Source organism: Peterkaempfera griseoplana, assembly GCF_001418575.1.
GTDB classification, from domain to species: domain Bacteria; phylum Actinomycetota; class Actinomycetes; order Streptomycetales; family Streptomycetaceae; genus Peterkaempfera; species Peterkaempfera griseoplana.
Genome location: NZ_LIQR01000458.1, coordinates 1 through 11,264, shown reverse-complemented (window position 1 = coordinate 11,264; position 11,264 = coordinate 1). Strand labels below are relative to the sequence as shown.

Annotated in this window: 9 protein-coding genes; 6 read left to right on the top strand and 3 right to left on the bottom strand. The window is 72.6% G+C overall.

The features are described from left to right. Positions 1–57: 57 nt before the first annotated feature. Genes AOK09_RS29680 through AOK09_RS29670 form a run of 3 tightly spaced genes read left to right on the top strand, consistent with a single transcriptional unit; the run spans position 58 to position 3,096 of the window. Complete coding sequence (locus AOK09_RS29680) at positions 58–1,284, top strand: ABC transporter substrate-binding protein (RefSeq protein ID WP_055590321.1); 1,227 nt, start codon at positions 58–60, stop codon at positions 1,282–1,284. A 10-nt stretch (positions 1,285–1,294) separates the two neighbouring features. Beyond that, the gene (locus AOK09_RS29675) at positions 1,295–2,257 is read left to right on the top strand and encodes a carbohydrate ABC transporter permease (protein WP_055590320.1); all 963 of its coding nucleotides are present in this window, start codon (positions 1,295–1,297) and stop codon (positions 2,255–2,257) included. Positions 2,258–2,265: 8 nt separating this feature from the next. Continuing rightward, a complete protein-coding gene (locus AOK09_RS29670) occupies positions 2,266–3,096 on the top strand; it encodes a carbohydrate ABC transporter permease (RefSeq protein ID WP_055590319.1) in 831 nt (276 codons plus the stop codon). On the opposite strand, the gene AOK09_RS40525 is transcribed toward AOK09_RS29670, so the two are convergent. Beyond that, entirely contained in the window at positions 3,089–3,238 is a 150-nt protein-coding gene (locus AOK09_RS40525; RefSeq protein WP_157876088.1) for a hypothetical protein, read from the bottom strand. The two genes, AOK09_RS29670 and AOK09_RS40525, sit on opposite strands and share 8 nt — an antisense overlap. A gap of 43 nt (positions 3,239–3,281) precedes the next feature. On the opposite strand from AOK09_RS40525, the gene yicI reads away from it, so the two are divergent. Then, entirely contained in the window at positions 3,282–5,624 is a 2,343-nt protein-coding gene (gene yicI, locus AOK09_RS29665; protein ID WP_055590318.1) for an alpha-xylosidase, read from the top strand. 222 nt (positions 5,625–5,846) lie between these two features. Then, on the top strand, positions 5,847–7,022 hold the full coding sequence (locus AOK09_RS29660) for an ROK family protein (RefSeq protein ID WP_055590317.1): 1,176 nt from the start codon (positions 5,847–5,849) through the stop codon (positions 7,020–7,022). A gap of 324 nt (positions 7,023–7,346) precedes the next feature. Here the strand turns inward: AOK09_RS29660 and AOK09_RS29655 are convergent, their stop codons facing one another. Continuing rightward, positions 7,347–8,798 (bottom strand): DUF2079 domain-containing protein, encoded by a 1,452-nt coding sequence (locus tag AOK09_RS29655; RefSeq protein ID WP_055590316.1) that lies wholly within the window; start codon positions 8,796–8,798, stop codon positions 7,347–7,349. 706 nt (positions 8,799–9,504) lie between these two features. Beyond that, a complete protein-coding gene (locus AOK09_RS29650) occupies positions 9,505–10,260 on the bottom strand; it encodes a GntR family transcriptional regulator (protein ID WP_055590322.1) in 756 nt (251 codons plus the stop codon). 408 nt (positions 10,261–10,668) lie between these two features. Here AOK09_RS29650 and AOK09_RS29645 point away from each other — a divergent pair, with 408 nt between their 5' ends. Further along, positions 10,669–11,067 carry an SseB family protein gene (locus tag AOK09_RS29645; RefSeq protein WP_055590315.1) on the top strand — a complete coding sequence of 133 codons (399 nt, stop codon included), beginning with the start codon at positions 10,669–10,671 and terminating at the stop codon, positions 11,065–11,067. The last annotated feature ends 197 nt before the right edge of the window (positions 11,068–11,264 follow it).

The following is an 11,264-nucleotide window of genomic DNA, read 5'->3' as shown; positions in this document are numbered from 1 at the left end:
CCCCTGCCCTCCCCACCACCCGGCAGGACCGAGCCGCACAACCACCGGGAGCCCGCCATGCCCCATCGTCCACGGCCACCACTGCTGGCCGCCGCACTGGCGACCGCACTGATCGCCGGTCTGGGCGCCGCCGGATGCGCCGCCCAGGCCGACCCCAACGTCCTCACCGTGATGGACAACTCCACCGACGACCCGTTCCACACCTGGGACCAGCAGGCGTACAGCCGGTGCGCGGCCCAGGCCGGGATGCGGATACGCCAGGTGAGCGTCCCGGCGAGCCAGCTCACCACCAAGGCGTTGCGGATGGCCTCCTCGCACTCGCTGCCCGACATCCTGATCCTGGACGGCTCGGAGATGCCGCAGTTCGCCGCGGCGGGCGGTCTCAAGCCGCTGGAGGAGCTGGGGGTCTCCACCGCCGGAGTCCCCGAGGGCATCAAGCGGTACGGCTCCTACCAGGGCACCTGGTACGCGGCCGCCCGTGCGGTGAACTCCCTCGGCCTCTTCTACAACAAGGACATCCTGGCCAAGGCCGGCATCACCCCGCCCACCACCTGGCAGGAGCTGCGGGACGACGCGAGGAAGCTCACCCACGGCAAGCAGTACGGCATCGGGCTGAGCGCGGGCGGCGCGGAGGACGGCGTCTTCCAGTTCCTGCCGTTCATGTGGTCCAACGGCGGCGACGAACGGAAGCTGGACACCCCGCAGGTCGCCCAGGCGCTGCAGTTCTGGAAGGACCTGCTGGCGGACGGCTCGCTGTCCAAGTCCACCGTCAACTGGACCCAGGCCGACGTCAACGACCAGTTCATCGCCGGGAACGCGGCCATGATGATCAACGGTCCCTGGCAGGTGCCGGTACTGGACCAGCACAAGGACGTCCACTGGGGCGTGGTGCAGATCCCCGTCCCCAGGGCCGGCATGAAGTCGGTCGCCCCGCTGGGCGGTGTGGTGGACGCGGTACCCAACACCGGCGACGAGCGGCGGGAGAAGCTGGCCGCCAAGGTGGTCTCCTGCCTCACCAGCGCCAAGGAGCAGGTGGACTGGGCGGTCAAGGCCAACTACGTCCCGGTCACCCCGGACGGCGCCCGCCAGTACCGGCAGCAGGTGCCGCAGCTGGCGTCCTTCGCCGACCAGGTGCAGACCGCGCGCAGCCGCACCCAGCTGGTCGGCGACAAATGGCCGACCGTGTCGCTGGCCCTGCAGAGCGCCTTCCAGTCCGCCCTCACCGGCACCACCAGCCCCGAGGCCGCGCTGAAGCGGGCCCAGGCCGCCGCCTGGGGGAAGTGAGGACCCGCCCATGACCACCACCGCTCCCGTCACCGCCGCCCGCCCGGCCGCCCCCGGCGCCGCCCGGGCCAACCGGACCGCGCGCCGCCGCCGTACGCTGCTGCACTGGGCGTTCGTCGCACCCGCCGTCGTCTACATGGCGGCCTTCTTCGGCTACCCGCTGGTCCGCAATGTGCTGATGAGCTTCCAGCACTACACGCCGTCCACCTTCTTCACCGGCAAGGCGCCCTTCAACGGGCTGGACAACTGGCGCACCGTCCTGCACGACCAGCTCTTCGGCGACGCCCTGTGGCACACCCTGGTCTTCACCGCCGGGTCGCTGCTCGGCCAGTTCACCATCGGACTGGCGCTGGCGGTCTTCTTCAGCCGCCGCTTCCCGCTCTCCGGGGTGGTCCGCTCCCTGCTGCTGCTCCCCTGGCTGATCCCGATGGTGGTGGCCGGCACCGTGTGGCGGCGGCTGCTGGACCAGGACACCGGGGTGCTCAACCGCTTCCTGGACGCGCTCGGCGTCACCAGCGGCCACACCCCGTGGCTGAACAGCCCCTCCATGGCGCTGCTCTCGGTGATCCTGGTGAACATCTGGATCGGCATCCCCTTCAACATGGTGATCCTCTACGGCGGACTCCAGGAGATCCCGCGGGACGTCCAGGAGGCCGCGTCCATCGACGGCGCCTCCGCCTGGCGCACCTTCCGCTCCGTCACCCTGCCGATGCTGCGGCCGGTGATCACGGTGGTGCTGGTGCTGGGCTTCATGTCGACGGTGAAGATCCTCGACCTGATCCTGGCGCTCACCGACGGCGGCCCCGCCGACGCCACCCAGACCCTGGGCACCCAGACCTACCAGCTCTCCTTCGTCCGGCTCGACTTCGGTGCGGGTGCGGTCGTGGGCAACATCCTCATCCTGGTCTCCGCCGTCTTCGCAGTCCTCTATCTGCGGGCCAACCGGACCGACTTCGGCACCGAGGGGAAGTGACCGTCCCGATGTCCACCACCACACCGCCCCGGGCCCGCCGCCGCGGCATCGGCTCCGCCGTTGTCGCGGTCGCCGTCCTGGCCGTGATGCTCTTCCCGCTGTACTGGATGCTCAACACCGCCCTGCAGCCGGGCACCGGGCTGGCCTCGCTGGACCCGTTCCCGGTCCACCCCGGCTTCGGCAACTTCAGCCGGGCGCTCTCCTCCCAGGGCGGCAATCTGCTGACCTCGCTGGGGATCGCGCTGGGTGCCGTCGCCATCTGCCTGGTGCTGGCCGCGCCGGCCGCGTACGGGCTGGCGCAGCTGCGGATCAGGGGCGCCCGCTCCATCGTCTTCGGCACCCTGATCACCCAGATGGTGCCGGGGATCGTGGTCGCCAACGCGCTCTACAACGCCTATGTGGACCTGCACCTGGTCAACTCCTACCTGGGTCTGATGCTGGCCGACGCCTCGCTGGGCGTCCCCTTCTCGATCGTGCTGCTGAGGGCGTTCATGGTGTCCATCCCGGGCGAGGTGGTGGAGGCGGCGATGGTCGACGGCGCCGGCCGGTTCCGGGCGTTCGTCCGGATCGTGCTGCCGATGAGCCGCAATGCGCTGATCACCGCGGGCCTGTTCACCTTCCTCTTCGCCTGGAGCGACTTCATGTTCGCTCTCACCCTCAACACCACCGACGACGTCCGCCCGGTGACCCTGGGCATCTACCAGTACCTGGGTGCCCATGTGGGCGACTGGGGCGCCGTGATGGCCGTCGCGGTGCTGTCCTCGATCCCGGCCGCCGCGCTGCTGCTGCTCGCGCAGAAGTACGTGGCCGCCGGTGTGACCGGAGGTTCCATCAAGTGACCGGCCCGTCCGCCCCGACCCTCCCGCCGGGCAGCCGCTCGGGCTCCGCCGGGGCGGCGTCCCACGTCGTCCATGTGGGCAGCCCCAGGGACCGCCGCCGCTGGTCCGCCGCCCGCACGGCCACGCAATCCTGACGTTCCATCAGCAGTCTCCCCATCCCCCCACGAGCAGGCAGGGTTCGCACCATGAAGTTCACCGACGGCTTCTGGCTGATGCGCGAGGGCGTCCGCGCCTCGTACGCCACCGAGGCCAGGGACGCGGTGCTGGAGGACGACCGGATCCTCCTGCACGCCGCGGTACGCAAGGTCAACCGGCGGGGTGACACCCTCAACACCCCGCTGATCACCGTGGAGTGCTGGTCCCCCGCCGAGGGCGTGATCGGGGTGCGCAGCATCCACCACGCCGGCGGACGGAAGCCCGGCCCGGAGTTCGAGGTCCGCACCGACCCCTCCCGCAAGGTGCGCACCGTGCGCACCGGTGCGGTGGTGGAGCTGATCAGCGGGCCCCTCACACTGCGGGTGGACACCGCGGGACCGTGGAAGCTGGAGTTCCGCGAGACCGCCACCGGCCGCGCCGTCACCACGGCCGGCGCCCGGGGGATCGGCTTCGCACTGGACGCGGACGGCTCCCACCACATGGTCTCCCGGCTGTCGCTGGGCGTGGGCGAGCTGGTGTACGGGCTCGGCGAGCGGTTCACCCCCTTCGTCAAGAACGGCCAGACGGTCGACATCTGGCAGGCGGACGGCGGCACCAGCAGCGAGCAGGCCTACAAGAACGTGCCGTTCCACCTCTCCAACCGGGGGTACGGCGTCTTCGTCAACCACCCCGGGAAGGTCTCCTACGAGATCGCCTCGGAGTCGGTGGGCGAGGTGCAGTTCAGCGTCGAGGACCAGGAGCTTGAGTACTTCGTGGTCCACGGCCCCACCCCCAAGGAGGTGCTGCGCCGCTACACCGGCCTGACCGGCCGCCCCGCGCTGCCGCCCGCCTGGTCCTTCGGGCTGTGGCTGACCACCTCCTTCACCACCTCCTACGACGAGGAGACGGTCAACTCCTTCATCCAGGGCATGGCCGACCGGGACATCCCGCTCAGCGTCTTCCACTTCGACTGCTTCTGGATGCGCGAGTACCAGTGGTGCGACTTCACCTGGGACCCGGCGGTCTTCCCCGACCCCGAGGGGATGCTGCGCCGCCTCAAGGAGCGCGGACTGCGCATCTCGCTCTGGATCAACCCCTACATCGCCCAGAAGTCACCGCTCTTCGCCGAGGCCGCCGCCGCCGGCCACCTGGTGCGCCGGGCCGACGGCTCGGTGTGGCAGTGGGACCTGTGGCAGCCCGGCATGGCGCTGGTGGACTTCACCAGCCCGGCGGCCAGGGAGTGGTTCGCGGGCAAGCTGCGGCCGCTGCTTGAGACGGGCGCGGACTGCTTCAAGACCGACTTCGGGGAGCGCATCCCCACCGATGTGGTGTGGCATGACGGCTCCGACCCGCAGCGGATGCGCAACTACTACACCCAGCTCTACAACCAGACCGTCTTCGACCTGCTGAAGGAGGTCCGCGGGGAGGGCGAGGCGGTGCTGTTCGCCCGCTCGGCGACGGCCGGTGGGCAGCAGTTCCCGGTGCACTGGGGCGGCGACTGCGACGCCACCTTCTCCTCGATGGCGGAGTCGCTGCGCGGCGGACTGTCGCTGGGCGCCTCCGGGTTCGGCTTCTGGAGCCATGACATCGGCGGCTTCGAGGGCACCCCGTCGGACGCCCTCTTCAAGCGCTGGCTGGCCTTCGGCCTGCTCTCCTCGCACAGCAGGCTGCACGGCTCCACCTCCTACCGGGTGCCGTGGCAGTTCGGCGAGGAGGCGGTCGCGGTCGCCCGCGACTTCGCCCGGCTGAAGAACCGTCTGATGCCCTATCTCTACGCCGCCGCGGTGGAGGCCTCCCGCACCGGCGTGCCCGTGATGCGGCCGATGGTGGTGGAGTTCCCGGACGACCCGGGCTGCGCCACCCTCGACCGGCAGTACATGCTCGGCCCGGACCTGCTGGTCGCCCCGGTCCTCTCGGAGGACGACGAGGTGGAGTACTACGTCCCGGCCGGGACCTGGACCCATCTGCTGACCGGTGAGACCGTCAGCGGCCCCGGCTGGCGGCGGGAACGGTACGGCTTCGACAGCCTGCCGCTGCTGGTCCGCCCGGGCGCGGTGCTGCCGCTGGGCGCCCATGAGGACCGTCCCGACTACGACTGGGCCGACGGCGTCACCCTGCGGGTGCATCCGCAGACCCTGGCGGACGGATCCGCGACCGCGGTGTCGATCCCCGGCCCGGGCGGCGGCACCGCGGCCGTCCTCACCGTCCGGCGCGAGGGCGAACTGCTCCGGGTGACCGCCGAGGGCGACCCGGCTCCCGGGCCGTGGGCCGTGCTGCTGACCGGTGTGCAGGACGCGGAGCCGGTCGGTGGCGGCCGGGTGGAGCGCACCGGGCTGGGGACGCTGGTACGGGCCGACGCCGGAGCTCGCGAACTCGTCGTGCGGGCCCGCTGACCCTCCCTGCCGTACGACCCGGGGGCGGCGNNCGCTGACGGCCGCACCGGCGGAGGGCGCCGGGGCGGAAGGCGGTCCCGGTTTTCTCACCATTCGATACCGAAGCGGTGATGAGCTGGGGGAATGCTCGCCCGGCAGCGGGGTCGCCGGTACGATCCCGGTCACGTCGTCAGGAGCGGAACTGCGGCGGCGCGGGCGGAAGCGGCGGAAAGGGCGGGCCTGGTGGACCGGTTCACCGGAGGGGACTCCTCGCTGCTGCGCCGGATCAACTCCGCGGTGACGCTGCGCGCCCTGCGCGACGGCCGGGAACTCACCCTCACCCGGCTGGTCGGCGACACCGGTCTGTCCCGGCCGACCGTCGAAGGGGTCATCGAGGGGCTGGTGGAGTCCGGGCTGGTGGCCGAGGTCGACCACAGCCAGGACAGCGCACGGCAGCGGGGCCGCCCGGCCCGCTGGTTCCGCTTCCGCTCGGAGGCCGGCCATGTCCTCGGCGTGGAGATCGGCGTCCACTCGGTGCGGGCGGTGCTGGCGGATCTGACGGGCCGTGTCACCGCCTCCTGCGCCCGGCCCGTCGACGAGGCGCTGGAGGCCGACGACCGGCTGGGCGCGGCCCGTACGCTGGTGGCCGAGCTGCTGCGCCGCGCCGGGGTCTCCAGGGACAGCCTCTGGGCGGTGGGGATCGGCACCCCGGGCATCGTGGACGGCGAGGGCACCGTACGGCTGGGAACCGCCATGCCGGGCTGGACCGGGCTGGAGCTGGGCTCCCGGCTGCGGCGCTCCTTCCGTTGCCCCGTCCTGGTGGAGAACGACGCCAACCTCGCCGCCATCGCCGAGCACTGGCAGGGCGCCGCCGCCGGGATGGGCGACGTGGTGTTCGTCCTGGCCGGGCTGAGCCCCGGTGCGGGGTCGCTGATCAACGGCCGGCTGCACCGCGGCTTCGGCGGTGCGGCCGGGGAGATCGGGGCGCTGCATCTGCTGGGCCGGGAGGCCACCCCCGAGCGGCTGCTGTCCACCACCGGCAAGCCGCTGAACCCGCTGGACGAGGCGGCCGTGGCCCGGGTGCTGCGCCTGGCGCGGGAGGGCGACGAGGTGGCCCGGGGCGCGATGGACCGCTTTCTGCAGCGGCTGGTGCACGATGTGGCCGCTCTGGTGCTGGCCATCGACCCGGAGATCGTGGTGGTCGGCGGTTGGGCGGCGGGACTCGACGGGGTGCTGGAGCCGCTGCGGGAGCAGCTGGGCCGGTTCTGCCTGCGGGCGCCGGAGGTGGCCCTGTCGGCCCTCGGCGAGGACGTCATCGCGCTGGGCGCGCTGCGGGTGGCGCTGGACCAGGTGGAGGAGCAGCTGTTCGCTGTGGAGCAGGCACCGGCGGGGCCCGGACGTCCCTCAGGACTCTCTTGACTACCGGAGAAAACGGAGCAAACTGGTAGATACCCAGAACACCAGAGAGAGCCGCACCACCGTCGAAGACGTTCGGCGATGAGTGACCCCCGTCTAAGCTCTGGACAGGCCCCCGGAAGAACGCCAGGACATCAAAGTTTTCAGCGACGACTGAAGGCATACGGTGTTGAGGCGCAACACCGGGGGCTGCCTTGTGTCCCGGCCCGGGTCGGCTCCCGGCCCCCTGTCCGCAGCCCCTCCTCCGCGCGCTCTCCGCAGTCGGCGTCGGCCTCCCCGCGTGCCACGCGCGATGCGCCCCGCCGGGCCGCGGGCCCCGGCCGCCCGTCAGTGGTCCAGGCGGACGACGGTCACCGTGTCCCTGGTGAAGACCACCTGGTACAGGTGCCCCGGATGCCCCGCGCTCGCCTGGTCGGCGACCTCCTGCGAGGGCCGGCCGTCCTCGGTGACGATGTACTGCGGCGGCCCGGACCGGATCATGCCGGGCCAGAAGGCACGGGTACGGCAGGCGATGTGCGCCAGCACCGCACCCCCGCCCTCCACGGTCACCCCGCTGGGGATGATGCCGAGGCCCTGCCGCAGCGCCGCGGCATGGGGGCCGCCGTCGTAGGTGGCGGGATCGACCAGGTCGGCGAGGGGCAGCGGAGCGGCGGCGGTCGCGGCCGCGGCGACGGCCACGACCGCGGTGACCGCGTTCCGGCTCCAGGTGCGCAGCCAGGCGCGGGGGGAGTCGTCGGCCCGCCTGAGGCCGTCGATCAGGGCGATGAAGACGATCGCCATGACGGTGGCGTCGTAGTGCCAGTCCCGGCCCCAGTAGGCGTTGTTGTCCGAGGTGAACCGCCAGGCGAGGGTGGGGAGGGCCAGTGCCGCGATCGGTGAGCGCAGGGCGACGAACGCGGTGGCGCCCGCGATCCATCCCAGGGTGGTCCACACCAGGTGCCGGGTCACCAGCGACCGGGCCAGGACCCGCCAGTCCTGCGGCCGGCCGTTGTGGCCGGGGAGTTTGGACCAGTAGTCGAAGTGCCCGGCCGGGTTGAAGTGCGGTATCCACCACCAGATCGCGGCCGCCGTCCAGGCCACGCCGATGACGACGAGGGCGGGGCCGAGGCGCCATCGGCGGTTCACCAGCAGCAGTACCCCCACGACGGCCACCGTCAGGCCGAGGTCCTCCTTGACCAGGAGCAGGGGCAGCGACCACCAGAACGCGCGGGTCCAGCGACGCAGCAGCAGCTGCCGTCCGACGACCACCAGCAGCGGCACCGCGAAGGCTATCTCGTGGAACTCGAAGTTGAGCGCCCGCTGCAGACCCCAGGAGAGGCCGTACGCCACGCCGATCAGCAGTCCCCGGGTGCGGCCCAGGATCTCCTCCGCCGTCTTCGACAGCACACCCACGGAGCCGGCGAACAGAGCGGCCTGCAGCACCAGCAGCATCACGGCGGATGGCCACAGCCGCCACAGCGGCCCGGTGAGGGCGAGGATCGGCGACCAGTGGTCGCCCAGCGCCCTGAAGCCCTCGCCCTTGATGTCGACCACCGGTATGTGGCCGGACGCCCAGCCGCGGGCGGTCTGGACGAATATCCCCAGGTCCCAGCTGGGATCGGCATACCGCCGGTAACGGGCGAGGGCGAGCACGGTGTAGACGGCCATGAACCCGACCGCCAGCGCGAGGTGCGGCAGCTGTCCGCGCAGCGCCGCCCAGCGGCGGCCCTCCCCGTCCTGCGCTGCCGTCGGCCTGTCCTCCCATGCGGGCAGCGTGGGCTGGGTCTCGGTGTCGGTCACGGCGGTCCCCCGGAGTGGTCTCATCGGTGTTCACGGCAGCGCGGGCGAACGACGGCAGTCCAGCAGTGGGCGCGGCGCACGGCGGGGCAGCGCCCCGTGCGTCCGCGACCCTCGCAGACGGCGGGGCAGCGCCCCGTGCCTCCGCGACCCTCGCACCACGCAATCAGCCGCGGCTCGGTCCAGCGGCGACGCCCCGGGGCCGGGGCATGCTGTCCGGCCCCTGCGCCGCGTCAACGACGGCGGCGACAGTCACCGCTGCATATCCTGCTGGACATCGGCATGAACACGCCAGTGGTCGGAGTGGGCGGCCTTGTGCTCAGCAGGGCCATGGGCCGCCCGGCCGAGGGCCTCCGGCGCGGTCCGGCGCCAGGGGCCGGCGCGCCGCAGCGGCTCGTTCCCCACCAGGGCCCGCCGCGGGTCCCTGGGACGGCAGCGGAGGTCGGTGCCGGCCCTGGCTGGGTGCCGGCCTCTGCCGCCGCCTGGTCCTTGCGGCCCTGCCGCGGGCGCACAGTCCGGCGCAGCCGGCCCGCAGACCGTGAGCGCGGTCGTGGCGTGCCCACGCCCCGCCCCTCGATCCTGGGCGGCAAGCCGTGCCACCGGACGGGCGGCACCCAGCCCCGGGGCAGCAGCAGCACAGCACCCGCGGCACAAGGGCCGGGCCCCGACCGGGAAGCGGCCGGGGCCCGTAAGGCTGGCGGGGTCGGTGTCAGGAAGCGGTACGGACCTCGGCGACCTCGACCAGGCCGGTCTCCCCGAAGGTCAGCCGGCAGGTGTCGGCACGGTAGGTGGAGACGGCCAGCGCGACGATCCGCCCGTCACCGTCCGCGTACGGGGTGGTCACGACCAGCACGGGGCTGCCCGGCGGACGCTCCAGCAGCCGGGCCTCCTCGGCCTCGGCGACCCCCAGCTCCACCGCCCGGGACTCCCCGTTGAGCTCCAGGCGCTGCAACTGGCGCAGCACCGAGCGGCCCCGGTCGGTCTCGGCGGCGAAGCCCGGCAGGTGCGGTACGGCGGAGTCCGGCACATACAGCGCCTCGGTGCCCACGACCTGTCCTGCCGTCACCCGCACCCGGCGCACGGTGTGCACGCTCTCATCGGCCGGGATGCCCAGGGTCTCGGCGAGTCGGGCGGCGGGCGGCGCGGTGGTGCAGTCCACGATCCGCCAGGCCGCGTCGCGCGCGGTGCCGGGCCAGCCCTCCTCGGTGGGGTTCACCGGGACCGCGGTACGGGGAGCCGCCACCAGCGTGCCGATGCCGCGGCGGCGCACCAGCCGGCCCTCCAGTTCGAGCTGGTCCAGCGCCTGGCGGAGGGTGGCACGGGCGACCCCGAACCGGGCCGCGAGCTCCCGCTCGTTGGGGATGACCTCGCCGGTGGAGAACTCACCGTCGATGGTCCGCACCAGCACGGTGCGCAGGTGCCAGTACTTCGGCTCCGGCGCAGCCTCACGCTCCGTGGTCCCCACCATGTCCTCCACCGTGTGGACGGCCGCCCCCGGCCGGTTTTATGAGTGCTTCTTTATTAAAGGTCTTTGCAGTAAGGGACACTAGGGCTCCGCCGCTGAGCTGGTCAAGACCAATGTCGCGCAATCCCGCACCGCGTCGCATCGCGCCGCCCGCGCGCAGCCGGGGGCGCGGGGCCGCGGAACGGGCGCGGCGGAACCCTCAGGCCGCAGGCCGGACACAGCGCGGGGCCGCCGGCAGACCGCAGGCGGCCGACGAGGGGCCGGACCTGGTACGACGAGCGCCGCGGCGTCCCCTGGAGGGGCCCCGTGTCGGCTGTCACCGCGATCCGGCGACGGGCAGGGTGCATACCGGCGCATCGGCCGGGTACCCGAGCCGTTCGGACCCCGCAACCCAGGGAGGACATCACCATGACCGACACCCCCGCCTCGGACGGCCGCCCGTCGAGCGAGGCCGCACTGCACGAGATCGCCCAGGGCGGCGACCGGCAGGCCGCGATGACGACGCTGGCACAGAGCGAAGTGCTGCTCCCCGTCGCCGACGAGACCGCCGAGGCCGATCCGCAGGTGGTTCAGCTGCCCGTGTACGAGCAGCAGGACGGCACCCGGCTGGTTCCCGTCTTCACCTCGGAGACCCGGCTGGCCGCGGCGATGCCGGACGTCCACCAGTACCGCAATGTGCCGATGTCGGCGCTGGGCGGCGGCTGGCCCTCCGACGACCTGTGGCTGGCCGTCGACCCGGGCTCACCCGACGCGCTGAACCTTCCGGCGGACGGCGTCAAGTCCCTGCCTGCCCTCGCCGGCGCCTGAGCCGGAGACCGCGGACACCTGGTGGGCGGGGGTTGCTCCTTTCGGGGAGCGGCCCTCGCCCGCTCACGCTTGCGGTCGCCGGGGGAGGACCTCCCCGTGCGGGCGGCCTTTCCGGCGCTTGTGCCGCGCCGGAGTACCACGACACCCCGCGGACCGGAGACGGGCGGTGGTCGGCCGGACCCACCGCCCGTCTCCGG

Coding starts and splice junctions, on each gene's coding strand:
- AOK09_RS29680 (WP_055590321.1), top strand. CDS start 58: ATGCCCCATCGTCCACGGCCACCACTGCTGGCCGCCGCACTGGCGACC.
- AOK09_RS29675 (WP_055590320.1), top strand. CDS start 1,295: ATGACCACCACCGCTCCCGTCACCGCCGCCCGCCCGGCCGCCCCCGGC.
- AOK09_RS29670 (WP_055590319.1), top strand. CDS start 2,266: ATGTCCACCACCACACCGCCCCGGGCCCGCCGCCGCGGCATCGGCTCC.
- AOK09_RS40525 (WP_157876088.1), bottom strand. CDS start 3,238: ATGGAACGTCAGGATTGCGTGGCCGTGCGGGCGGCGGACCAGCGGCGG.
- yicI (WP_055590318.1), top strand. CDS start 3,282: ATGAAGTTCACCGACGGCTTCTGGCTGATGCGCGAGGGCGTCCGCGCC.
- AOK09_RS29645 (WP_055590315.1), top strand. CDS start 10,669: ATGACCGACACCCCCGCCTCGGACGGCCGCCCGTCGAGCGAGGCCGCA.